Here is a 24,087-nt window from a genome sequence, read left to right on the forward strand (position 1 = left end):
CGGGTCCGGGCGGCGCTGGACACAGGCGGATCTCCAGTGGTGAGAGACGACGGAGCCTACGAGCTCACGCTACGCGCGGGTCCGCCCGGAGCGCCGTCCGGGCCCCGCGCGTCCCGCCCCGCGCCTCCTTCGTCCCCGCGCGCCCGGGTACGACGTACGCCCGGGGAGTCGCGACGTCAGGCCGGCATCGGCTCCGGTGCCCGGCAGGCGCCGATCCAGATGCCGGTGACCGCGCTGACGTACCGGGCTCCGCAGCGGTCGGAGGGCACCACGAGCTGGGTGCCGCCCGGGCCGAGGTCCTCCCCGTCCCGGCGGGATGCGGGGGAGGGGAGACGGAGTTCTCCGGAGCGGGGACGGCCGTCCGGCGACCGGTCGGGCGCCGACGGCCGTCCGTGCGCCGTCAGGCGCCCACGGGCACCTGGTTCTCGCCGCTCAGCCGCAGTCCGAGGTGCAGATAGGCGGCGAGGTCGGCGCGGGGGGCCTTGCGGACGACATGGCGGATCGCCTGCATCGCCTCCCACGCGGAGGTCTGCGCCAGCGACCCGCCCCACGTCCCGCCGAGACCGTCCCAGAGGTACGCGCTGAACCCCAGCTGAGGTGCTCCGGCCCGTCGCCGTTCCTCCTCGTGCGCGGCGAGCGCCCGCATGAAGAACCGTTCCGCCTCGGCTGCTGTCAGCACGGAACGGATGATCCGCAGATACGGCGTGACCAGCGACGCGACCTCGGGGCACTCCCCACCGGGAACGACCGCGTCACGAGCGTCACGTGCGTCCCGGAGGTCACGTGGGTCACGGGGAACGGAGGTGGGCACGGGCTCGCATGTAGGAGTCATGGAACCTATCGATACGTCATCTGATCGCAGGAACCGCCGTGGCGCGCCCACGCACGGGCCCGGTTCGCCCCACGGCGTCAGACCCCGGAGCCCTCACGCGCTCCTGAGGACGACGAGCTGCCGGGTCGCCCTGGTCATCGCGACATAACGGTCGACCGCGCCCTCGATGCCCTCACCGAACCGCTCCGGGTCGACGAGCACGACCAGGTCGAACTCCAGGCCCTTCGACAACGAAGGCGTCAGCGAGCGGACCCGCGCCGAGCCCCGGAAGCCGGGGTCACCGATGACACAGGCGATCCCGTCCGCGTGCCAGGCCAGCCAGTCGTCGAGGATGCCGTCGCGCTCCGCGACCGAACCGTGGACGACCGGGACGCCGCTGCTGCGCACGGACGTCGGCACGTTCGCGTCCGGGAGCGCCGCCCGGATCGCCGGCTCGGCCTCCGCCATGACCTCTTCCGGCGTCCGGTAGTTGATGCTCAGGGACGCCACGGTGATCCGGTCGAGCCCGACCCTTTCGAGCCGCTCCTGCCACGACTCGGTGAAACCGTGCCGGGTCTGGGCGCGGTCACCGACGACGGTGAAGCTGCGGGACGGGCAGCGCAGGAGCAGCATCTGCCACTCCGCGTCCGTCAGCTCCTGGGCCTCGTCGACGACCACGTGCGCGAACGGGCCCGCGAGCAGGTCGGGTTCGGTCCCGGCGACCACCGACTCGTCGACCAGACTGTCCTTCAGGTCCTGCCCGCGCAGCATCGTCACCGCGCCCTCGCCGTCCTCGTCGGCCGCGAGGACGTTGTCGATGACATCGGCCATGCGGGCCCTCTCCGCCGCGAGGGTGGCCTGCTGCCGCCTGCGGCGTACGGCCGCCTCGGGGTCGCCGAGCCGCTGCCGCGCCGCGTCGAGGAGGGGCAGGTCGGACACCGTCCACGCCTGCGCGTCCGTGCGCTGGAGCAGCGCCACCTCCTCGCGGTCGAGCCAGGGGGCGCACGTGCGGAGGTACGCGGGCACCGACCACAGGTCCCCGACGAGGTCGGCGGCCTCCAGCAGCGGCCACGCCCCGTGCACCTCCCTGACCAGCTCCTCGTCCTGCCGCAGGGACCGCAGGAACAGGTGGAAGGGGATCTCGCCGTCGACCTTGGCGAGCAGGATCCTGGCCAGTTCCTCCCAGATCTGCTCGCGCGCCTCGTTGTGCGGCGTACCGGACTCCGGCGCGTCGAAGGCCTCGGCCCAGTCGTCCGCGCTCAGCCGGATGTCGGCCCAGTCGGTCGACACCGTCATCCCCCGGGCGGGCGGCTCCTCGTAGAAGCGGACGGCCGTCTCGATCGCCCGGACCATGCCCGCTGACGACTTCAGCCGAACCGCCTCGGGGTCGGTCTCGGCCGCCGCGCGGGCCCCCTCGGCGACGAGGTCCCGCACGGTGCAGGTCTGCACGCCCTCCTCGCCGAGGCTGGGCAGCACGTCGGCGACGTACGCCAGATAGGGCTGGTGGGGTCCGACGAACAGCACGCCGCCCTTGCGGTGCCCGAGCCGGGGGTCCGAGTAGAGGAGGTGGGCCGAGCGGTGCAGGGCGACCACCGTCTTGCCCGTGCCGGGACCGCCGTCGACGACGAGCGTGCCGCGCGAGCCGGCCCGGATGATGGCGTCCTGGTCGGCCTGGATGGTGCCGAGCACGTCCCGCATGCGCGGCGAACGGCTGCCGCCGAGACTGGCGATGAACGCGGACTGGTCGTCGAGCGCCGCGTGCCCTTCGAGGCCGTCGGCGGTGAACACCTCGTCCCAGTAGTCGTTGACGCGGCCGTCGGCCCAGCGGTACCTGCGGCGGCTGACGAGCCCCATCGGCCCTGCGTGGGTCGCGGCGAAGAAGGGCTCGGCGGCGGGGGAGCGCCAGTCGAGCAGCAGCCGGCGGCCGGTGCTGTCCGTGAGCCCGAGCCGACCGATGTACACGGGCTCGGGGTCGTCCGTGGCGACGATGTGCCCGAGGCACAGATCGAGGCCGAAGCGGCGCAGGGTGCGCAGGCGGCCGGTGAGGCGGTGGATCTCCGCGTCCCGGTCCATGGCCTCCCGGCCGGCGCCGCCGGGCGCCCTGCGCGTGGCGTCGAGCCGGTCGGACAGTTCGTCGATCGACTGACGGAGGCTCTCCTCGACGGCCGCGAAGTGCTTCTCGTCGCGGGCGATCAGGGCCGGGTCGGCCTTGGAGGACAGCCGGTCGGGAAGGTCGAACGCACTGGTGCCGTACGACGTGTCCACCGACGAAATCAGATGCACTTCGTGAATCTCCGTATCTGCAGGCCAGGTCAGCGGCCGGGCCGGGAGGGGCCCGGCCGGGCTGAGACCAGCGATTCTGCGGTACGAAGGGGGCCTTGCCGCAAGGCCCCCCATGCGCTATACGTTAGAAGTGGCAAGAGAAGGGTTTCCCCCTTGCCCTGGCCCTCGTCGCGAGGTCGTGAGCCCGGCTCCGACCGGCTAGCGCGGGGTGATCCCGCCGGCGTAGACGTTCTTCGGGGTGACGACCGAGGTGATCGCGCGGGCGAGCAGCGTCGACGGCTCCTGGCCCTGGCTGAGGCTGTCCGTGTTGATCATGACGACCAGGGTGGCCTTCTGCGAGGGCAGATAGACCGTCACGGTCTCGTACCCCGGGATCGAGCCGTTGTGCCCGATCCACCCGTTCGTCTCCAGGATCCCGAGGCCGTAGGTGGTGCCCGGGAATCCGGTCGGCAGCGTCTTGAGCCGCTGCGCCTGGGCCGCGGGGCTCAGCAGCTCCCCGGTGGCGAGGACCTTGGCCCAGTGGCGCAGGTCGCGCAGGTCCGAGATCATCCCGCCGGCCGCCCAGGCCCAGCTGGGGTTCCAGTCCGTGGCGTCCGCGACCTTCCCGGTCAGCGTCTGGTCGGTGTACCCGCGCGCGTGCGGCTCGGGGAACTCGGCGCCCTTCGGGAGGAAGGTGTGCCGCAGCCCGGCCGGGCGGACCACCCGCTCGTGGAGGAACTTGCCGAGCGGCCGGCCGCTGACCTTCTCGACGACCAGTCCGAGCAGCACCAGATTGCTGTTGGAGTACTGGAACTTCGCGCCCGGAGCGAAGGTGTTCGCGTGCCGGTACCCGTAGGAGACCGCCTCCCACGGGTTGAACGGGCGCTCCGGCCGGCTCAGCAGATCGTGGACGAAGTCGGGGTCGGCGGTGTACGGGAACAACCCGCTGCGCATCTCCGCGAGATGGCGCAGTGTGATGTCGTCGCCGTTGGGGACGCCCCGGATGTAGTCCGAGATCGGGTCGTCCAGCCGGATCTTCCCCTCGTCCACCAGCCGGAGCAGCGCGGTCACCGTGAACGTCTTCGTCTCGCTGCCGATCCGGATACGGGTGTCGACGGGCATCGGCTGCCCGGTGCGGGTGTCGGCGACGCCGGTGGCACGCACGTACCTTCCCTTGCCGGGCATCCACAACCCGACGACGACACCGGGGATGCCCGCCTTCCTGCGGACGTCCTCGATCGTCCGGTCCAGCCGGGCGGTCAGCTCCGGGCCGAACCCGCCGGTGGAGAGGTCGTCCTCGCCGTAGCCCTCGCCGGTCACGGCGTGGACGGAGCGGGCGGGCACGGCCTGCGCGGGTAGGGCGGGGCCCGCCGTCATCGGGGCGAGCACGGACGCCACGAGCAGCGTCGCGGCGAACAATCTGCGGGAGGGGGTACGTCGGGTACGTCGCACGGCGGAGCGCCTCTTCCGGGTCACTGTCTCGGTCATGGACCGCAACATCACCACCGGCACCCCGCGACGAAGACCCCCTGCCAGGGCCGCTCCCCGGCGAGTCCACTCATTCGGCGCCAGCCTCCGCACCGGCGCCCCAGCGCCCCCGGCCGTTCGCGCGGTCTCCGTACGGCGCCGGGGTCGTTCGCGCGGTCTCCGTACGGCGCCGGGGTCGTTCACGCGGTCACAGCGGAACGATCGTCGCCTCGGTCGCCTTCACGCTGGTCCATACGGACACCCCGTCGGCGAGGCCGAGTTCGGCCGCCGCCTGCGGGGTGATCTCGGCGACGAGATCGGGCGCCAGGTCCGAGGCGACCAGCACCCGCAGCCTGCTGCCGCTCGTCGTGATCTCCCGTACGGTGCCGGGCCAGACGTTACGAGGGCTGCCGCCGGGCCGCTCACGGTGCAGCGACACCGCTTCGGGCGCGACGATCGCCAGGGCCGGGGTGCCGGCCGCCGGCGGCTCGGCGGCGACGAGCGTGCCGCCCCCGTCGAGGGCGAGGCCCTCCGGGGTCGCCGTCCCCGGCCAGGCGTTGCGCCCGAGCATCCGGGCGACCCAGGGCGACCGGGGGTGCCGGGTGACCTCGGCGGGTGAGTCGTCCTGGAGGGCGCGCCCCTCGTCGAGCACCAGGACGCGCTGCGCCAGGGACACCGCCTCGACCGGGTCGTGGGTGACGATGAGGCAGACCCCGCCGAAACCGGCGAGATGGGTGCGCAGGGTGTGCCGTACATGCGCCCGGGTCGTCTGGTCGAGCGCGGCGAGCGGCTCGTCGAGGACGAGCAGCCGGGGCCGCGCGGCCAGCGCCCGCGCGAGGGCGACGCGTTGGGCCTGGCCGCCGGAGAGCTGTGCGGGCCGGCGGTGCGCCAGATGTCCCACGCCGAGCCGGTCGAGCCAGATGCCCGCCTCCCGCCGGGCCTCCGCACGCGGGACGCCCTGGGCGCGCAGCCCGTACGCGGTGTTCGCGAGGGCGCTCATGTGCGGGAAGAGCGCGCCGTCCTGGGGCACCCAGGCGACGTGCCGCCGGTGCGGGGGCAGGTCGGTGACGTCGGTGTCCCCGAGCCGGAGCGTGGCGTGGGCGCGGGGGGTGAGCCCGAGGAGGGCGCGCAGGAGGGTGGTCTTGCCGGCGCCGTTGGGGCCGACGACGGCGATGGTGGTGCCGGGTCCTGCGTCGAGGGCCAGCCGGGTGAAGCCGGTGACGTCGGCGTGGAGGGCCCAGTGCTGTTCCTCGTACGGCTGCCTCTCCTGCGGCTGTTCTCCGTGCGGCTCGTCCGCCTCGGGGGAGGGAGTGGAAGAGAGGTCCGGCGGGGCGGCCGGGCCGGGTTCGTCACCCGTGTCCGGTGGGCGGCGGGCACGGCGGTCGGCCGGGGTCCCCGTCCAGCGTCCGCGCAGGGCGATCAGGACGGCCATCGCGATGGCGAGCAGCAGCAGGGAGACGGAGGTCGCGGCCTCCGGCTCGTCCTGGAGCAGCAGATAGACCTGGAGGGGCAGGGTCTGCGTGGTCCCCGGCAGATTGCCCGCGAAGGTGATGGTGGCGCCGAACTCGCCGAGCGCCCGCGCCCAGGTGAGGGCCGCGCCCGCGATCAGGCCGGGCGCGACCATCGGCAGGGTGACGGTGAAGAAGACCCGCACCGGCGGGGCGCCGAGGGACGCGGCGGTCTCCTCGTACCGGGGCCGCAGCCCGCCGAGGGCGCCCTCCAGGCTGATGACGAGGAAGGGCATCGCGACGAAGGTGGCCGCGAGGACGGCCCCCGAGGTGTGGAACGGCAGGGTGATGCCGAAGGTGCCCTCCAGCCACGGCCCCAGCAGCCCGCGCCGGCCGAAGGCGAGCAGCAGGGCCACACCGCCGACCGTGGGCGGCAGCACCATCGGCAGCAGGACGAGGGAACGCACGACCGCCTTGCCGGGGAGCGGCACACGGGCGAGCAGCCAGGCGAGCGGGACGCCGAGCAGCAGCGAGAGTCCCAGGGCCCAGAACGACACGACGAGCGAGAGACGGAGCGCCTCGACGGTCCCGGGCGAGGTGAGGTGATCGGCGAGTTCGTCCCATTCGGTCCGTACGAGGACGCCGATCAGGGGGAGGGTCAGGAACGCCACGGCGAGGAGCGCGGGCACGACCAGGGTGACGGGCGTGCGGGCTCGGGGCGTACGGCGGACGCCTGATCGTTTCATCGCGTGTCCTGGAAGACGTAGGGGAACGGTGTCCTGCACGAGGTAGGAAACCAGGCCGTCCGGCGAGAACGGCGGAGGGGGCTGCCCGTCCCCCCCCCCCGGAACGGGCAGCCCCCTGGCCACGGGAAGGTGGCGGCGTCTCAAGCGGCCCGCCGGTCGGCCGGTGATCCGTCGTTACGGCTTCTGGAAGCCCGCGTCCTGGAGGATCTTCTGCGCCTCGGGCGAGGACAGCCAGGCGACGAAGGCGGCGGCGGCCTCGGCGTGCTCGGAGCCCTTGACGGTGGCGGCGGGGTACTCGGCGATGGCGTTCTGCGCGTCGGGGATCTCGACGGCGTCGACCTTGTCCTCGGCGCTCTCGGCGTCCGTCCTGTAGACGAGGCCGGCGTCGGCCTCACCCAGCTCGACCTTGCTGAGGACGGCACGGACGTTGGGCTCCTGGGAGACCGCCTTCACCGTGATCTTCTGGGCGTCGAGGATCTTCTTGCTGTACTTGCCGGCCGGGACCTCGGGCGCGGCGAGGACGACCTTCAGCTTGGTGTCGGCCAGGTCCTTCAGCTCGTCGACCTTGAACGGGTTGCCCTCGCCGGTGGCGATGACGAGCCGGTTCCTCGCGATGACCGTCGGGGTGCCGGTGTCGGCCTTCACCTTGTCCATGCTCTTGGTGTCGGCGGTGACCAGGGCGTCGGCGGGCGAGCCCTGGGCGACCTGGGCGACGAGTTCCTGGGAACCGGCGAAGGAGAAGGTGATCTTCGTGCCGGGGTGGGACTTCTCGTACGCGGCACCGGCGGTCTTGAAGACATCGGTGAGGGAGGCCGCGGCGAGGACCGTCAGGTCGGCGGCGGGCGCGGCGCTCGCCGAGCCGGAGGGCGTGGAGCCGGGGGCGGTGGAGCCCGCGGTGTCCTTCTCGGAGTCGTTGCCGCAGGCGGCGAGCGGGACGAGGAGGGCCGCGGTGAGGACGGCGGCGGCGGTGCGGCGTCTGGTGAGGGTGAGCGCGAGGGACATGAGGCGGGTGACTCCTTGGGGGACGCGAGGGAGATGGTGTCCGGTCACTGCTCTGGTACCGCCCCGGACGGCATGTGCGACACGGTAGGGGGGTCTGGCTCTTATCTGCAACAAACCCGTGCGACCCTACATGGCGAATGAGAGGGGGCTTGGAGGAAGCGACGAACGGCGTCGCGGGCTTCGCGAGGTGCTGCACCTGCACATGAACACGGTGCGAGTGACGCCGGGCGCGGGCGGTGCTGCGTCGGGAGCGGGCCCGGGCGCGCGGGGCGTGAACTCAGGCGCGTTCGCGGAGGTACGCCTCCAGTTCCGCCGCCCCGGTCAGCATCGACCGTCCCCGGGCGGACAACCGGTCGTGCCAGTCGCGCAGGGTGGCCTCCAGCGGCTCCAGCCCGCCCGCCGTCCGCACCTGGGTGATCAGCGGGGCGATCTGTTCCAGCAGATGGCCGCCCCGTCTCAGCTGGTGGATCAGCCGGGCGTCCCGTACGGCAACCTCGTCGTAGACCCGGTACCCGGTCCGGGGGTCTCGGCGCGGGCGCACGAGCCCGGCACGCTCCCAGACGCGCAGCGTCGCGGGCCGGATCCCGAGCTTCGCCGCGAGCGGCCCGATGAACACACCGCCGGGCCCGGACAGGGACGAGACGGCCGGGGCGGACACGGCCGCCGTGGGGTCCAGGTCGCGGAGGGCGCGTTCCACCGCCTGGAGGGTGCGCCGGTCGTCGAGGAGCTGGGCGTGGCTCTCGTCGATGAGGCGGAAGGCCTCGTCGGCCGCGCCCTCGTTCACGGCCCGCAGGATCGCCGACGCCGTTCGGTGGCCGTGCCCGGGCACCAGGGCGAGGAAGGCGCGCAGGGCGCCCGCGTGCAGCGGTGTGTAGGTGCGGTAGCCGTGGGGGGTGCGGGCGGCGGCCGGGAGGATGCCGGCCTCCTCGTAGTTCCTGACCGCCTGCGTGGACAGGCCGTGCGCGCGAGCCAGATCCACCGGCCTGAGCCGCGCACCGCCGCGCGGGCTTCGAAGGCTTTGAGGGTTTTGAAGGCTCTGCCCCATGACACCGCCCGTTTCGCGGGAAAAGTTTCCATCGAAGCTTCAACGATACGGTTGAAGTCATGGCTTCCGACACCTCCCTCTCCGTTCCCTTCGACGGAGCCGCCGTCATGAGGCTGCTCCCCGCCCGGCCCCGGCTGCTCGCCCTCGGCGAGCCCACCCACGGCGAGGAAGCCCTCCTCGACATCCGCAACGAGCTGTTCCGATACCTCGTCGAGCACGAGGGCCACCGGACGATCGCCCTGGAGACCGACTGCCTGCGGGGCCTGGCCGTGGACGACCACGTCACCTCGGGCGCCGGCACCCTCGACGAGGTCATGGAGAACGGGTTCAGTCACGGCTGGGGCGACTTCCCCGCCAACCGCGCACTCGTGCGGTGGATGCGCGCCCACAACGAAGGCCGGCCCGCCTCCGAGAAGCTTCGCTTCGCCGGCTTCGACGGCCCACTGGAGATCACCGCCGCCGCCGCTCCCCGGCAGGCCCTCACCGCACTCCACGGATATCTCGCGGCCCGGGTGGACGCGTACCTGCTCCCCTGTACGGCGGAGGCCCTCGACCGTCTGCTCGGGCCCGACGACCGGTGGACCGAACCCGCCGCGATGATGGACCCGGCCCGGTCCGTGGGACGGTCGGCCGAGGCGGGGGAACTGCGGCTGCTCGCCGACGATCTGGTGGCGCTGCTCGACGAGCGAACACCGCATCTGATCGCGGAGAGCTCGCCGGAGGAGTGGGACCGGGCGCGCCTGTACGGGCGCACCGCCATCGGCCTGCTGCGCTACCACTCATGGATGGCCGACGACTCCCCGGCCCGGCTGACCCGCCTGGTGGGCCTGCGCGACCGGATGATGGCCGACAACCTCCTCGCCCTCGTCGCCCGCGGCCCGGTGTTCGTCCACGGTCACAACACCCATCTCCAGCGGGAGAAGAGCGGCATGCGGTTCGGCGGGACGCCGCTGGAGTGGTGGGGCGCGGGCGCGCTGGTGAACGCGCGGCTCGGTGAGGAGTACGCCTTCGTGGCGACGGCCCTCGGTACGATCCGGCACCAGGGCGTCGGCGCACCGCCGCCGGACACCGTCGAAGGACTCCTGTACGCCCTCCCGGAGGACCGCGCGGTCGTCGACGCGTCCCGGCTCGCCGCCACCCTGACCGACGCACGACCCCAGCCCCGCGAATCCCCCTGGTTCGGCTACGCCCCACTGGACCCGGCCCACCTGCCGACCATGGACGGCCTGGTGTTCGTCAGGGACGCCGGGCCGCTGACCGCGTCGCGGCTTCACGAAGGCTTCGGTGACGGCGTCGCGGCTTCACGAAGGCTTCCGTGACGGTGTGGGGAACAACAAATCGTAGGTGTACGTGGAAGGGCTCCACGTCGGCTCGGGCGAGGGCTCGAAGGGGTCGGCGCGGTTCTCCATCAGGACGATCATGAGGATCGCGAAGACCGAACTGGCGATGATCAGGCCGAAGCCGATGGGGTTGCGGGGGTTGTAGCAGTAGCGGTTCGCACCCCACTTGCTCTTCTCGAAGACGGGTTCGTCGTCGTTCACCGCGTACTCCCCGGGCCAGGGCGCCGACCTGGCTTTCCGGCGCACCGCCAGCGAACTTACGGGTCCCGTACGGGTCGTTGACAGGTTCTTGACGCGCACCCGGGCGCCTCCGTTCTTGCCGACGACCGGCAAGAACGGCCGTCCGGCCGGCCCCGCCGCACCCGACCCCGCCCTTGACAATCGGTCATGCTCCTGACAGCTCTGGTGCGCCACGCCGTTCTCACGAACGGTGCCACGAAGCCGAGGGGGAGATCAGCGCATGACCAAGCCTGGGACCGCGGGGGACGAGTACGACGTCGTCATCGGCGGAGCCGGCCTCGCCGGCAGCGCCGCGGCGATCCTGCTCGCCCGCCGCGGCGTCCGTGTCGCCCTGTTGGAACGCCGCTCGGACCCGGCCGCGTACAAGGTGCTGTGCACCCACTCCCTCACGGCCAACGCCCACCCGGTCCTGGACGAACTCGGCCTCCTGCCCGCCCTGGAGAAGGCCGGAGCCGTGCGCAACGAGGCCCGCTGGTACACCCGTTGGGGGTGGATCGAACCGAGGGCCGCGCCGACCGGACCCGAGCTTCCGTACGCGTACAACATCCGGCGCAGCGTCCTCGATCCGCTCATCAGGTCCCGCGCGGCGGAGACGCCCGGCGTCGATCTGCTCCTCGGTCACCAGGTGACCGGGCTGCTCCGGGAGGACGGGCCCCGGGGGCGTACGGTCGGGGTGCGCGCGTCGACGTCCGGGGGCGAGCGGGAGATCCGGGCCCGCCTCGTGGTCGGCGCCGACGGCAAGGACTCGCCCGTGGCGAAGTTCGCCGGAGTGCCCACCCGGACGTACGAGAACGGGCGGTTCGGCTATCTCGCCCACTTCCGAGGCCTTCCGCTGCGCGGTGGGATCGGCCAGACGTGGTTCCTCGAACCCGACATGGCGTACGCCTTCCCGAACGACGACGGGGTGACCGTCCTCGCCGTCCTCCCGGACAAGGCGCGCCTGCCGGCCTTCCGGGAGGACCTGGAGGGCAGCTTCCTCGACTTCGTCCGCGCCCTGCCCGAAGCACCGCCCGTCGACGCCGCCGAGCGCGTATCGAAGATCATCGGCACGATCGACCACCCGCTCCTCAGCCGCGAACCGACCGCGCCGGGCCTCGCGCTCATCGGTGACGCCGCCCTGACCGGCGACCCCCTGTGGGGCGTGGGATGCGGATGGGCCCTGCAGTCCGCGCGCTGGCTGGCGGAGGAGGTCGCCCCGGCGGCGGCCGGTCGCGGCGACCTCGACCGGTCGCTCCTGCGGTACGCGCGCGTGCACCGGCGCCGGCTGCGCCCGCACCAGTACCTGGCCGCCGACTTCGCGAAGGGGCGCCCGTTCAACCCCATGGAGCGGCTGGTGTTCTCGGCGGCGGCCCGCGACGAGGCGGTGGCGCGCCACATGTATCTGTTCGCCTCCCGGCTGATCGGCCCCCTGCGCTTCCTGAGCCCGGCGGCGCTGGCCAGGGCGGCGGTCGTCAACATCAGGCACCGCGGGGCGGCGGCGCCGACCGTGCCGACGACGCGCTGACGGGGAAGGTGGGGGCCGGGAGCGGCGGCCTGGGGCGGTGGGGCCCGAGGGGACGACGGCCCGAGGCGACGGCGGCCTGGGGCGGTGGGGGACCGGATGCCGGACCCCTCGGCGGCTCGGGCCGGGTCTCCGGCAAGATGCGCGTATCGCGCGACAGGAGCCAGGGAACCATCGGACACAGGGAAGGCGAGACTCCGCCATGAACGTCAGCTCACACATCGAGGCCGTCTACGAAGAGGTCCGCCGGCGTAACCCCGGGGAGGCGGAGTTCCATCAGGCAGCCGCCGAGGTGCTCGACTCCCTGGCCCCAGCCCTCGAACGGCACCCCGAGTACGCCGAGACCGGCATCCTCGAACGACTGGTCGAGCCCGAGCGGCAGCTGATCTTCCGAGTCCCATGGGTGGACGACCAGGGCAAGGTACGGGTCAACCGGGGCTTCCGGGTGGAGTTCAGCAGCGCCCTCGGCCCGTACAAGGGCGGCCTCCGCTTCCACCCGAGCGTCAACCTCGGCATCGTGAAGTTCCTCGGCTTCGAGCAGATCTTCAAGAACGCGCTGACCGGGATGGCGATCGGCGGCGGCAAGGGCGGCTCCGACTTCGACCCCAAGGGCCGCTCGGACGGCGAGGTCATGCGGTTCTGCCAGTCCTTCATGACCGAGCTCTACCGTCACCTGGGCGAGCACACCGACGTTCCGGCCGGTGACATCGGCGTGGGCGGGCGCGAGATCGGCTACCTCTTCGGCCAGTACAAACGGATCACCAACCGCTACGAGGCCGGCGTCCTCACCGGCAAGGCGGTGGGCTGGGGCGGCTCGCACGTGCGCACCGAGGCCACCGGGTACGGCGCGGTGTACTTCGCGCAGGAGATGCTCGCCATACGCGGGGAGGGATTCGACGGGCGCCGGGTGGTCGTCTCCGGTTCGGGGAACGTGGCCGTGTACGCCGTGGAGAAGGTCCACGCCCTGGGCGGTCGCGTGGTCGCGTGCAGCGACTCCTCCGGCTACCTCGTCGACGAGGACGGCATCGACCTGGAGCTGCTCAAGGACGTCAAGGAGGTGCGCCGGGCCCGGATCTCCGACTACGCCGAGGCGAAGCCGAGCGCGCGCTTCTCGGACCGGGGCACGGTCTACGACGTGCCGTGCGACATCGCACTGCCCTGCGCGACCCAGAACGAGGTCCGCCGCGAGGACGCCGTGGCCCTGGTCAAGAACGGGGTCCGCGCCGTCGCCGAGGGCGCGAACATGCCCTGTACCCCCGAGGCGGTGGAGCTGTTCCGCGAGGCGGGCGTCCTCTTCGGCCCCGGGAAGGCCGCGAACGCGGGCGGCGTGGCCACCTCAGGCCTGGAGATGCAGCAGAACGCGGCGCGCGACAGCTGGACCTTCGAGCAGACCGAGGCGCGCCTCTCCGCCGTCATGCGCGATGTCCACACCGACTGCCGGGCGACGGCGGAGGCGTACGGCGGCAACGCGGACGACTACGTGCTCGGCGCGAACGTGGCCGGTTTCCTGCGGGTCGCGGAGGCGATGGCGGCGCAGGGCGTCATCTGAGCGAGGAGCGAGGAGCGAGGAGCGCGGGGCGAGGGGCGAGGGTCGAGGGGCGAGGGCTCCGGCGCGGCGCGCGCCGGCCCGTCCGCCCACACTTCCCTCCCTCCGTAGATTCGATCCGATCCGATCCATCCCTCTTCGTCCCCTCCCTCCCTCCCTCCCTCCCTCCCTTCCTTCCCTCCCTCCCTCCGCCGATCCGGCCATCCGTGTCATACCCACGGCCCCACCGGGATGCCGCCGCGCCCAGGAGTGTGCAGGCTGGTGTCCCGGGCGGGGTTCGCATCCGGGTGATGCCCGCGCTCGGGCGGGGCTCGTGTCCGGGCGCCGCCGGTGAGAGGGAGAGGACGCCATGGGCAGGGGCGGTACGCGCGCGGCGGATTCCGACGGCAGTGGGGCCGCGCGACTGCTCGCGCGTCTCGCCCTGCTCGCGGTGGTCGGTTCGCTGCTCGCGCTCGTACTGGCGGTGGGGAGGGGCGGGCTGCTGGTCGTCGGGACCGGACTCCTCGGGCTCGTCGCCTGCGCCGCGGGTGTGTGGTGGTTCGTGGCGCACCGAGGGGCCGTGCGGCTGTTCGGGGCGCTCGTCGCGGCGGCGGCCCCGGCCGCCGTCGTGGTGCTCTTCACCTACAAGGGTCTGTGGCTGACGGCGGTGTTCCTGTGTCTGTGCTGGGCCGTGGCGCTGTTCTGCGCACGGGCGGCGCTGCGCAGATCGCGACCGGATAAGGCGTCGCGGGCGACCCCCGCGGCCCCGCCGGGACGACCGGTCCTGATCATGAATCCGAAGTCCGGGGGAGGGAAGGTCGGCCGCTTCCATCTGGTGGAACGGGCGGTGGGTCTCGGCGCGCGGGTGATCCTGCTCGACCCGGACGCCCCCGCAGACGTCGCCGAGCTGGCCAGGGAGGCGGTGGCCGGGGGCGCGGACCTGCTGGGGGTCGCGGGCGGCGACGGTACGCAGGCGCTGGTCGCGGCGGTCGCCGCCGAGCACGACCTGCCGTTCCTGGTGGTCTCCGCCGGTACCCGTAACCACTTCGCCATGGACCTGGGCCTCGACCGCTCCGACCCCTCCCGCTGTCTGGACGCGCTGACCGACGGCGAGGAACTGCGGATCGACCTCGGCGACGTGTCCGGCCGGGCGTTCGTGAACACGGTGTCCTTCGGGGTGTACGCCGATGTCGTCCAGCACCCGGAGTACCGCGACGACAAGACGGGCACGGCGCTGGCCCTGATGCCGGACCTGCTGCTCGGCGACGGGGTGGGACGGCTCGACGCGCGGGTCGACGACACCGCGCTCTCCTCCCAGCAGGCGCTGCTGATCAGCAACAACCCGTATGTCTCACCCGACGAACTCAGCGGCTCGGGCCGCCGGTCCAGCCTCGACGACGGCGAGCTGGGCGTGCTCGGCATCCGGGTGGAGGACGCGGCTCAGGCGGCCGACCTGGCGGTACGGGGCTCGCAGTCCACGGGGCTGACCGTCATGAGCGCACAGCGGGTCGAGGTGACCGCCGAGAAGGCCGAGATCCCGGTGGCGGTCGACGGCGAGGCCCTGCGGATGCCCACTCCGGTGGTGTGCACCCTGCGCCCGGGGGCCCTGCGGGTGCTGGTGCCCCGCGACCGTCCGGGCGTCCCCGTGGCCGTACCGCCGGTGAGATGGCGCCGGATCTTCGCCCTGGCCTTCGGCGGTGTGGAGGAGACGGGGTGACCGGCTCGCTGGCCCGTGTGGTGCCGCCCCGTGCAGGGGTCCGTCAGCCGGCTGCGGTGTCCTCGTCCGCCTGCTCGGCGCCCTCGGCCGCGTGCACCTTCTCGCGCATCTTGCGCACCAGCTCCGCCTTCTGGTCGGCGGCACCCTGGCGGTCGCGGTTGCGGTGCGGACCGTTGTTCTGCCGTTCGGCGCGGGAGAGCTTCTTGCGCGGGCCGCCGCCCTGGCCCACGGGGTTGTTGATGTTCTTGCTGTCGGTCACGGGTTCTCCCGGTGGTGATGTGAAGTGATTTACGGATTCACCGGACGTTACCCGCTTCCGCCGGCCCCGGGCGCCAAGCTCATCACCACCCCGGCGCCGGCCGGCCCGCGGCGAGTCTCCGCGCTGAGGGATCCCGTCCACGCCGAAGGCCCGGTAGATCCGCTCGACCTGGACCGGGGTGAGCCGGCCGTCGCCCTCCTCGTCGGCCGCGCGGAAGGTGACCTCCGAAACCTTGATCATCTTGTCGACGTAGGCCGGGCCCTTGTCCAGACCCCGCTGGGAGGCCGCGACGAACTCCTCGCGGGTGCTCCGTCCGTCGCCGTCGGCGTCGGCGGCCTCACGGATCGTCTCCCACCACGCGGCGAAGGTCTCCTCGATCTCCGTGAGGAGCCGCGCGTCCATGTCCGGGCGCAGCGAGCGCATGCGCTGGGCCGTGATCTGGAAGTCGTCGACGCCGATGACGCCGTCGCGGGTGACGTCGAGGGTGTCGAAGACCCGGTCGATGTTGGTCTTCTGTACCTGTCCGAGCATGGTGTCCTCTTGCGTCAGGCGGTTCGGGGGAGGGGCGGATCACGCCGGTCGGTGGTCCGCCCGGGGCCGCGGGGTCATGACCAGGAGGTCCGGGGAGAGCGCCGCACCGGCCACCTCGGGGGGCGCGCGGGTGGAGGCGGGCACGAGGCGCCAGCGCGTCGCGACGGTGATGCGCAGGGCGAGTTCCTGCATCACGGGGTAGACGTCGAGGACCCGGCCCTTGTGCCAGGACGCGGTGACGGCCCCGATCTCGCGGCCGGCCAGTTCGGCGTAGTCGCGCTTCATCCGGCTCCACAGATCGGTGAACGCCCGCACGGTGGGGGGGATGGCGCTCCGCGCCGGGCACCCGTGCACGGTGTCGATCAGCGCTCCGCAGACTCCGCCACCCGTCGCGGATCGCGGCCGAGCTCCCCGTCCAGCTGGTCGTCGAACGGCAGGAAGTACCACCCCATCATCTGCGCCGCGGTGGCGGCGTCGGCGTGGGGGTAGGAGAATCGGCTACCTCCGCCAGCCGCCAGTTGACGAAGTCCTTGGCGAGGCACTCCATCGAGCGAGCAGTCGGACGCAGGCTGACGATCGGCCGACTTCGAAAGGGGCGGTTCGTGCGGATGGCGCGGGAGCGAACCGTGCGGGCCGCGCCCCCATGCCTCCTACAGCCAGTCCCGCCGCTTGAAGATCGCGTACAAGCTGACGCAGACCACCCCCATCAGACCGATCGCGAAGGGGTATCCGAGCCCCCAGTGCAACTCGGGCATGGAGTCGAAGTTCATGCCGTAGATCGTCCCCACCAGCGTGGGCGCGAAGAGGATGGCGGCCCAGGCCGAGATCTTCTTGATCTCCTCGTTCTGTTCGAAGCCCGCCTCCGCCAGTGCCCGCATCTCCGCGTTCTGTTGCTGGGTGACCAGGGTCGCGTTGACCGTGAGGATGTCCGTGAGGGCCTGGCGGAAGCCGTCGACGCGTTCGCTCGTGTGGGTCACGTGGTCGGCCACGTCGCGGAGGTAGCGCTGGAGTTCCTCGTCCGTGCCGTACTTGGCGAAGCCGGCCATCAGGCCGTGCAGCATGCCCACCAGTGGGCGGGTCGCCCGCTGGAACTCGACCATTTCCCGGGAGAGTTCGTAGATGCGGCGCGAGACCGCCGGGTCGCCGCCGAAGACCTCCGTCTCGATCTCGTCGATGTCGTTCTGGACGCCCGCCACCACCGGCGCGTAGCCGTCGACCACCGCGTCGAGGATCGCGTACAGCACCGCCTCCGGGCCCAGCGCGAGGAGGGCCGGATCCTGCTCCATGCGCTGCCGGACCGTCGAGAAGTCCGGAGCCGCCCCGTGGCGGACCGTGATCAGGAAGTCCGGGCCCACGAAGACGTGCAGCTCGCCGAAGTCGACCTCCTCCTGGGCGTCCAGATAGCGGGCCGCCCGCAGGACCACGAACAGCGTCTCGCCGTATCGTTCCAGCTTCGGTCGCTGATGGGCCTCCATCGCGTCCTCCACCGCGAGTTCATGGAGGTCGAACTCGGCCGCCAGCGAGTGGAGTTCCTGCGCGGTCGGGCGCTGCAGGCCGATCCACGCCATGCCGTCGGGGTGCTCCCGCAGCTGGCGGAAGGTCTCCGCGAGCGTGGTGGGGGAGGAGACCCGGTGCCCGTCGCGGTACAGCGTCGACTGCACCACGCTCGGCTCCCCCTCCGCGCGCGGCTCCGGGGGCGGAGGTGCGGACGAGGCCGCGGGTGGCGGTTCGGGCCGGCGGCGCCACGCCGGGCGAGGGCGGCGGTCGGACATCGTCGTACACCTCCTGAATCTTTGGGCCGAGAGCAGGATATATGGGGTGAATCGCCCCTGTGGGGTTCCGCGAGGTTCCGTCGGTCGGGTTCCGTGAGGTCCGTGCGGGTCGCCTCGGACCCCGCCCCCCGCTCAGCCCCGCCCCCGACTTCTCATTGCGGACAGAACCCGTCCTCATCCCTCGATAGCGTGCTCGTCATGGCCCCCAAGACGACCCACCCCGTGCTCGGCCCCCGCGCCCTGAACCGTGCCACCCTCTACCGGCAGCTGCTCCTGCGCCCCGCCCCGCTCGGTGTCGAGCAGGCCGTCGGGCACCTCGTCGGGCTTCAGGCGCAGAACACGAAGCCCCCGTACTACGCGCTCGCCGCCCGGCTCGACGGGTTCCGGCCCGAGGACCTGTCCGCCGTGATGGAGTCCCGGCGGGTCGCCCGGATCGTCTCCCTGCGGTCCACCGTCCACACCCACACCCCCCGCGACGCCGTCGGGCTGCGCCGCCTCGTCCAGGCGGGGGCCATCGACCGGGAGCTGAAGATGTTCCGCAAGGGGCTCGACGGGGTGGACCTCGACCGGCTCACCGCCCTGGCGACCGCGTACGTCGAGGAGCAGCCCCGGACCTTGAAGGCGCTGCGGGAGCACCTGCTCCAGGAATGGCCGGAGGCCGACCCGCAGTCGCTCGGCATCGCCGCCCGCTGTCTGCTGCTGATGGTGCAGGTCACCCCGCGCGGCCTCTGGCGGCGCAGCGGGCAGGTCGCGCTCACCACCACCGACGTGTGGTTCGGCGAGCCCGAGGGGGACGCCGCCGACCTCGACGAGACCGTGCTGCGCTACCTCGGCGCCTTCGGGCCCGCCTCCGTCAAGGACATGCAGACCTGGTGCGGTCTCACCCGGCTCCGCCCCGCCTTCGAGCGACTGAGGCCCGGGCTGCTCGTCTTCCAGGACGAGCACGGCACCGAACTCTTCGACCTGCCCGACGCGCCCCGCCCCGCCGAGGACACCCCGGCCCCGCCCCGGTTCCTGCCCGAGTTCGACAACCTCCTCCTCTCGCACGCGGACCGCACCCGGGTCGTCCCGGCCGAGTACCGCTCCCGCAGCTGGACCGGCAACCAGGCGCACCGGGTCTTCCTCGTCGACGGCTTCCTCGCCGGAATCTGGCACCTCGACGAGGGCAAGGACCGCACCACGCTCACCATCGAACCCTTCGCACGCGTGCCGCGCGCGGCACGCGCCGCCCTCGCCTCCGAGGCGGAGCGGATCCTCCGGCTCATGACGCCTCCCGGCACTCCGTACGACATCGTCCACGCGGAGAGCTGACGAACGGTACGGGGAGACGGGTGCCGGATCCGGACGGCACCGGCATCGTCGCACCGGACGGCGTGAAGACCGTCGCACCGGACGGCGTGAAGAAGGCCATGGAAGGGGCCAGCGTCCCTTCGGTTCAGATCGGCACCGTGCGCCCCGGAGCAGATCGGTTGCTGCACGGCGAGTACGAACCGCCCTGTCGGTCCTGTAGGAGGATTCCCCCTCGCCGACGTCATCGCGCACCACTGAGAGAGAGCCCGCACATGCCGAGAATGACAACCGAGGAAGTCGAGACGGTCCTCGCCGAGGCGGGCTGGTCACGCGGGCGCGACATCGGAGCGCAGCTGCCCGGGCTCCTCGGTCTCGTCATCGACCGGTTCGCCGAGGAAGGGCACCCGGTCGAGGCCTTCCCGGCCGCCCAGGACTTCGTCCGGGAATTCGGTGGGCTGAGCCTGGTGATTCCGGGAACGCCGCCGGACGCCGTCGGATGCACCCCGCACTGGATCTACGAGGAGAGCGGCGAGGACGTCGCCGAACTCGCGGGAAATGTGGGAAGGAAGCTCTTTCCCGTCGGATTCGAGACGTCCGACGGGGCCATGGTCCTCATCGACGAGACCGGACGCCTCTTCCCCATGCACCACACCGGTCCCTATTTCCTGGGAGCGAACCCGTACGAGGCCATCAGCGCTTTGCTGCGCGGCCCCCAGCGGGAAGCGCGGGACTACCTTGTCTGACACCGCTGCCGGTGCTGTCCGTAGCGGCACCGCCGCGCACGACGGCCCCCCGGGTCCTGACGCGACACGCCTCCCCGTCCCGGCTCCCCCCCCCGCCCCGGCCGTTACGGCAGCGCCCCCGCCCGCCGTGCCGCCACCACCGCCTCCATCCGTGTGTGCGCGCCCAGCTTCCTCATCGCCGAGCGCAAATAGCCCTTCACCGTTTCCGGGCGGAGGCCCAGGCGGTCGGCCGCCGTCGCGTTCGTCGCGCCGGAGGCCACCGCTGCCAGGACGTCCGTCTCGCGTGGGGTCAGGGAGATGCCGGGGGTCGTGGGAGCCGCGCCCGAGGCCGATTCGAGACGGCCGCAGACTGCCAGGAGGCGGTCCCGCAGGCCGGGGTCGACCACCTGCGGGGCCAGTTCGCGAAGCTCCCCGTACGCCTGGCGGACCTCCTCCCAGGAAGGCCCGGGGTCCGGCGGTGCGGGCAGTTGCCGTGCGTGGTCCCGTACCGCGAGGGCCTGCTCGACGTCGCGGGCCGCCGCCATCGCCGCATCGAACACACGTTCGCCGATCGGGAGGGACTCGCGCAGCGCCCCGTACAGCACGCCCCGCACCTTGCGCCGTACGACGACGGGGACGGCGATCACCGAGCGCAGGCCCTCCGCCGAGACCGGGAGGTCGTACTCGTGGGTGATGTGCCGCGCCGACGGGTAGTCCGTGACCGCGCAGGGCCGCGACAGCGCCAGGCATTTTCCGCCCAGGCCGGAGCCGGTCGAGATCGCGAGGCCGCACAGCGCGGGCGTCACCGCCCCGCTCAGCTCGGCGATCCGCATCGTGCGGCCCTCCTGGAGCAGTCCGCCGAAGACGACGGGCAGCCCGCTGGCGCGCCGCAGCCGCAGCAGCGCCGTACGCAGCTCCACCGTTTCCATCCGCTCGGACACGGAACCACTCCTTCACCCCCGAACGGGGGTAGTGAGACCTGGGTCACTGATTACACGATGTCCGGGACCGGTCCCGCAACGAGGAGGACGCATGACGGCTACGAGCGCGACCAGCGCGACGGAGGGGTTCCGGGCCGCCCGGGACTTCCTGCTCCAGTACCGCGAGGACTACGAGACGGCCTACGAGGGCTTCGCCTGGCCCCGGTCCGACCGGTTCAACTGGGCGCTCGACTGGTTCGACGTCATCGCCGAGGGCAACGACCGGACCGCCCTGCACCTCGTCGAGGAGGACGGCTCCGAGACGAAGGTCGGCTTCGCCGAGATGTCCGCCCGCTCCAGCCGGGTCGCGAACTGGCTGCGGGCCCAGGGCGTCCGCGCGGGCGACCGGATCGTCGTCATGCTCGGCAACCAGGCCGAGCTGTGGGAGACCGCGCTCGCCGCGATGAAGCTGCGCGCCGTCCTCATCCCCGCCACCCCGCTGCTCGGCCCCGCCGACCTGCGCGACCGCGTCGAGCGGGGGCGGGCCCGGCACGTCATCGTGCGCGCCGAGGACACCGCGAAGTTCGACGACGTCCCCGGGGACTACACGCGGATCGCGGTCGGCGGCGACGGGGTGAGCTGGCTGGGGTACGAGCACGCCGCCGACGAGTCGGACGTGTTCGAGCCCGACGGCGTCACCCTCGCCGACGACACCCTGATGCTGTACTTCACCTCAGGCACGACCGCCCGGCCCAAGCTGGTCGAGCACACCCACACCTCGTACCCCGTCGGCCACCTCTCGACGATGTACTGGATCGGCCTCAAGCCCGGCGACGTGCACCTCAACATCTCCTCGCCCGGCTGGGCCAAGCACGCCTGGTCCAACCTCTTCGCGCCGTGGAACGCGGAGGCGACCGTCTTCATCCACAACTACACGCGCTTCGACCCGGCCCGGCTGATGGACGAGATGGACCGGAACGGCGTCACCAGCTTCTGCGCCCCGCCGACCGTGTGGCGGATGCTGATCCAGGCCGACCTGAGCCAGCTCAAGACCCCGCCGCGCGAGGTCGTCGCCGCCGGCGAACCCCTGAACCCCGAGGTCATCGAGTCGGTACGGCGCGCCTGGGGCGTCACCATCCGGGACGGCTTCGGCCAGACCGAGACCGCCGTCCAGGTCTCCAACAGCCCCGGCCAGCGCCTCAAGGAGGGCTCCATGGGGCGCCCGAGCCCCGGCTTCCGGGTCACCCTCGTCGACCCGGTGAGCGGCCGGCCGGACGTGGAGGAGGGCGAGATCTGTCTCGACCTGTCCGCCAACCCGGTGGGCCTGATGACCGGCTACCACGGCGACCCGGAGCGCACGGCGGAGGCGATGGCGGGCGGCTACTACCGCACCGGCGACATCGGCTCCCGGGACGCCGACGGCTACATCACGTACATCGGGCGCGCCGACGACGTGTTCAAGGCCTCCGACTACAAGATCAGCCCCTTCGAGCTGGAGAGCGCCCTCCTGGAGCACGAGGCCGTCGCCGAGGCGGCCGTCGTCCCCGCGCCCGACCCGCTGCGGCTCGCCGTTCCGAAGGCGTACGTCGTCCTCGCGGCGGGCTGGGAGCCGAACGCGGAGACCGCGAAGGTCCTCTTCGCCCACTCGCGCGAGGTCCTCGCCCCGTACAAGCGCGTCCGGCGCATCGAGTTCGCCGAGCTGCCCAAGACCGTCTCCGGAAAGATCCGGCGCGTGGAGCTGCGACGGCTCACCGCCGAGGGCGGCGGCACGGAGTACGTGGAAGGGGACCTCGCATGAGCGCCGCCGGGGAACTCGCCTACGCCCACGGGGTGTCGGGGACGCCGCTCCTGGGCGACACCATCGGCGCCAACCTGGACCGGGCGGTCACCGCCTGGCCGGACCGCGAGGCGCTCGTCGACGTGCCGTCGGGCCGACGCTGGACGTACGCCCAACTCGGCGCGCACGTGGACCGGTTGGCCGGGTCGCTGCTCGGCAGCGGGGTCCGCAAGGGTGACCGGGTCGGCATCTGGGCGCTGAACTGCGCCGAGTGGGTGCTCGTCCAGTACGCCACCGCCCGCATCGGTGCGGTCATGGTCAACATCAACCCGGCCTACCGCTCACACGAGTTGGCCTATGTCCTCCGGCAGGCGGGCATCAGCCTGCTGTTCGCCTCGCTCGCCCGCAAGACCAGCGACTACCGGGCGATGGTCGAGGAAGTCTCCGGGGAATGCCAGGAGTTGAGGGAGGCGGTCTACTTCGGCGACCCCGGCTGGGACGCCTTCCTCGCGCGTACGCCGGGGGAGCTGAGACCGGAGCCGCTGTCCTGCGACGAGCCCGTCAACATCCAGTACACCTCGGGGACGACGGGCTTCCCCAAGGGGGCCACCCTCTCCCACCACAACATCCTCAACAACGGTTACTTCGTAGGCGAGATGATCGCCTACAGTGAGCAGGACCGGATCTGCATCCCGGTGCCCTTCTACCACTGTTTCGGCATGGTGATGGGGAACCTGGCAGCCACCTCCCACGGCGCCTGCATGGTGATCCCCGCGCCCTCGTTCGACCCGGCGGCCACCCTCCGGGCCGTCCAGGAGGAGCGCTGCACCTCGCTGTACGGGGTGCCGACGATGTTCATCGCGGAACTGAACCTCCCCGACTTCGCCGCGTACGACCTCTCCACCCTCCGCACCGGCATCATGGCGGGCTCGCCGTGCCCGGTGGAGGTGATGAAGCGGGTGGTCGCCGAGATGAACATGGCGGAGGTGTCGATCTGTTACGGCATGACCGAGACCTCGCCCGTCTCCACCCAGACCCGCCGCGACGACGACCTGGAACGCCGCACGGGCACGGTCGGCCGGGTGATGCCGCACGTCGAGGTCAAGGTCGTCGACCCGGCGACCGGCCTGACCGTGGAACGCGGCGCGGCGGGCGAGCTGTGCACCCGGGGCTACAGCGTGATGCTCGGCTACTGGGAGGAGCCGGAGAAGACCGCCGAGGCGATCGACTCCGGCCGCTGGATGCACACCGGCGACCTGGCGGTGATGCGGGACGACGGCTACGTCCAGATCGTCGGCCGCATCAAGGACATGATCATCCGGGGCGGGGAGAACGTGTACCCGCGCGAGATCGAGGAGTTCCTCTACGGGCACCCCGCGATCGCCGACGTCCAGGTCGTGGGTGTCCCCGACGAGCGCTACGGCGAGGAGATCCTGGCCTGCGTCATCCCGCGCGACCCGGCCGCCCCGCCGACCCTCGACGACATCACCGCCTTCTGCCGCGACCGCCTCGCCCACTACAAGATCCCCCGCAGGATGGAGATCCTCGCGGGGTTCCCGATGACGGTGAGCGGCAAGGTGCGGAAGGTGGAACTGCGGCAGAGGTACGGGGAGGACAGGCCGTAGGAGCCTCCCGGCTGGACCGCCGAGCGCCTGGACGCCCCCGCGCCACCCCGTCGGACGACCGCCCCGGCCAGGCGGTCTCCCCGTCGG

Annotated in this window: 19 protein-coding genes and 1 pseudogene; 8 read left to right on the top strand and 12 right to left on the bottom strand. The window is 72.2% G+C overall.

Translation table 11 applies throughout. The annotated features are described in order from the left end of the window. Window positions 1-176: 176 nt before the first annotated feature. From ABT154_RS28110 to ABT154_RS28140, 7 genes and pseudogenes are all read right to left on the bottom strand, one after another. Window positions 177-320: pseudogene (locus ABT154_RS28110) on the bottom strand (molybdopterin-dependent oxidoreductase); the annotation flags it as partial. 80 nt (window positions 321-400) lie between these two features. Beyond that, window positions 401-679, bottom strand: a complete 279-nt coding sequence (locus tag ABT154_RS28115; RefSeq protein ID WP_351860314.1) for a hypothetical protein — start codon at window positions 677-679, stop codon at window positions 401-403. Window positions 680-925: 246 nt separating this feature from the next. Further along, a complete protein-coding gene (gene helR / locus ABT154_RS28120; RefSeq protein WP_351860316.1) occupies window positions 926-3,094 on the bottom strand; it encodes an RNA polymerase recycling motor ATPase HelR in 2,169 nt (722 codons plus the stop codon). Between the two features lie 198 nt (window positions 3,095-3,292). Then, a complete protein-coding gene (locus ABT154_RS28125) occupies window positions 3,293-4,492 on the bottom strand; it encodes a serine hydrolase domain-containing protein (protein ID WP_502969602.1) in 1,200 nt (399 codons plus the stop codon). Window positions 4,493-4,748: 256 nt separating this feature from the next. Continuing rightward, window positions 4,749-6,734: an ABC transporter permease gene (locus tag ABT154_RS28130; RefSeq protein WP_351860319.1), complete on the bottom strand. Its 1,986-nt coding sequence runs from the start codon at window positions 6,732-6,734 to the stop codon at window positions 4,749-4,751. A 174-nt stretch (window positions 6,735-6,908) separates the two neighbouring features. Next, window positions 6,909-7,736: a molybdate ABC transporter substrate-binding protein gene (modA, locus tag ABT154_RS28135; RefSeq protein WP_351860321.1), complete on the bottom strand. Its 828-nt coding sequence runs from the start codon at window positions 7,734-7,736 to the stop codon at window positions 6,909-6,911. 277 nt (window positions 7,737-8,013) lie between these two features. After that, the gene (locus ABT154_RS28140; protein ID WP_351860323.1) at window positions 8,014-8,781 is read right to left on the bottom strand and encodes a TioE family transcriptional regulator; all 768 of its coding nucleotides are present in this window, start codon (window positions 8,779-8,781) and stop codon (window positions 8,014-8,016) included. A 59-nt stretch (window positions 8,782-8,840) separates the two neighbouring features. Between ABT154_RS28140 and ABT154_RS28145 the strand changes: the two genes are divergently transcribed. Further along, the gene (locus tag ABT154_RS28145; RefSeq protein ID WP_351860325.1) at window positions 8,841-10,100 is read left to right on the top strand and encodes an erythromycin esterase family protein; all 1,260 of its coding nucleotides are present in this window, start codon (window positions 8,841-8,843) and stop codon (window positions 10,098-10,100) included. Here ABT154_RS28145 and ABT154_RS28150 read toward each other — a convergent pair. Continuing rightward, on the bottom strand, window positions 10,083-10,322 hold the full coding sequence (locus ABT154_RS28150; RefSeq protein ID WP_351860327.1) for a hypothetical protein: 240 nt from the start codon (window positions 10,320-10,322) through the stop codon (window positions 10,083-10,085). The genes ABT154_RS28145 and ABT154_RS28150 overlap by 18 nt on opposite strands. Window positions 10,323-10,581: 259 nt before the next feature. Between ABT154_RS28150 and ABT154_RS28155 the strand changes: the two genes are divergently transcribed. The 3 genes from ABT154_RS28155 to ABT154_RS28165 all read left to right on the top strand — a co-directional run bounded on the left by ABT154_RS28155 (window position 10,582) and on the right by ABT154_RS28165 (window position 15,104). Then, window positions 10,582-11,865 (top strand): NAD(P)/FAD-dependent oxidoreductase, encoded by a 1,284-nt coding sequence (locus ABT154_RS28155; protein ID WP_351860329.1) that lies wholly within the window; start codon window positions 10,582-10,584, stop codon window positions 11,863-11,865. Between the two features lie 199 nt (window positions 11,866-12,064). Continuing rightward, complete coding sequence (gene gdhA / locus ABT154_RS28160) at window positions 12,065-13,411, top strand: NADP-specific glutamate dehydrogenase (protein ID WP_351860330.1); 1,347 nt, start codon at window positions 12,065-12,067, stop codon at window positions 13,409-13,411. Window positions 13,412-13,757: 346 nt separating this feature from the next. Further along, window positions 13,758-15,104, top strand: coding sequence for a diacylglycerol/lipid kinase family protein (locus tag ABT154_RS28165; protein ID WP_351860332.1), 1,347 nt, complete (start codon window positions 13,758-13,760; stop codon window positions 15,102-15,104). 43 nt (window positions 15,105-15,147) lie between these two features. On the opposite strand, the gene ABT154_RS28170 is transcribed toward ABT154_RS28165, so the two are convergent. The 3 genes from ABT154_RS28170 to ABT154_RS28180 all read right to left on the bottom strand — a co-directional run bounded on the left by ABT154_RS28170 (window position 15,148) and on the right by ABT154_RS28180 (window position 17,666). After that, entirely contained in the window at window positions 15,148-15,363 is a 216-nt protein-coding gene (locus ABT154_RS28170; RefSeq protein WP_332436654.1) for a DUF6243 family protein, read from the bottom strand. Window positions 15,364-15,933: 570 nt separating this feature from the next. Next, complete coding sequence (locus ABT154_RS28175; protein ID WP_351860334.1) at window positions 15,934-16,179, bottom strand: hypothetical protein; 246 nt, start codon at window positions 16,177-16,179, stop codon at window positions 15,934-15,936. A gap of 365 nt (window positions 16,180-16,544) precedes the next feature. Next, complete coding sequence (locus ABT154_RS28180) at window positions 16,545-17,666, bottom strand: magnesium and cobalt transport protein CorA (RefSeq protein ID WP_351860336.1); 1,122 nt, start codon at window positions 17,664-17,666, stop codon at window positions 16,545-16,547. A gap of 198 nt (window positions 17,667-17,864) precedes the next feature. Here ABT154_RS28180 and ABT154_RS28185 point away from each other — a divergent pair, with 198 nt between their 5' ends. Both ABT154_RS28185 and ABT154_RS28190 read left to right on the top strand, forming a co-directional pair. Continuing rightward, window positions 17,865-18,977 (top strand): winged helix DNA-binding domain-containing protein, encoded by a 1,113-nt coding sequence (locus ABT154_RS28185; protein ID WP_351860338.1) that lies wholly within the window; start codon window positions 17,865-17,867, stop codon window positions 18,975-18,977. Between the two features lie 260 nt (window positions 18,978-19,237). Next, entirely contained in the window at window positions 19,238-19,699 is a 462-nt protein-coding gene (locus tag ABT154_RS28190) for an SUKH-3 domain-containing protein (protein ID WP_351860340.1), read from the top strand. A 104-nt stretch (window positions 19,700-19,803) separates the two neighbouring features. Here the strand turns inward: ABT154_RS28190 and ABT154_RS28195 are convergent, their stop codons facing one another. Next, on the bottom strand, window positions 19,804-20,607 hold the full coding sequence (locus tag ABT154_RS28195) for a helix-turn-helix transcriptional regulator (protein ID WP_502969608.1): 804 nt from the start codon (window positions 20,605-20,607) through the stop codon (window positions 19,804-19,806). A gap of 103 nt (window positions 20,608-20,710) precedes the next feature. Between ABT154_RS28195 and ABT154_RS28200 the strand changes: the two genes are divergently transcribed. Both ABT154_RS28200 and ABT154_RS28205 read left to right on the top strand, forming a co-directional pair. Continuing rightward, entirely contained in the window at window positions 20,711-22,396 is a 1,686-nt protein-coding gene (locus tag ABT154_RS28200) for an AMP-binding protein (RefSeq protein ID WP_351860343.1), read from the top strand. Then, window positions 22,393-24,000 (top strand): AMP-binding protein, encoded by a 1,608-nt coding sequence (locus tag ABT154_RS28205; RefSeq protein WP_351860345.1) that lies wholly within the window; start codon window positions 22,393-22,395, stop codon window positions 23,998-24,000. The genes ABT154_RS28200 and ABT154_RS28205 overlap by 4 nt, the downstream gene beginning before the upstream one ends. Window positions 24,001-24,087: the final 87 nt, after the last annotated feature.

Source organism: Streptomyces sp. NPDC001728, from assembly GCF_040297565.1.
Taxonomy (GTDB): domain Bacteria; phylum Actinomycetota; class Actinomycetes; order Streptomycetales; family Streptomycetaceae; genus Streptomyces.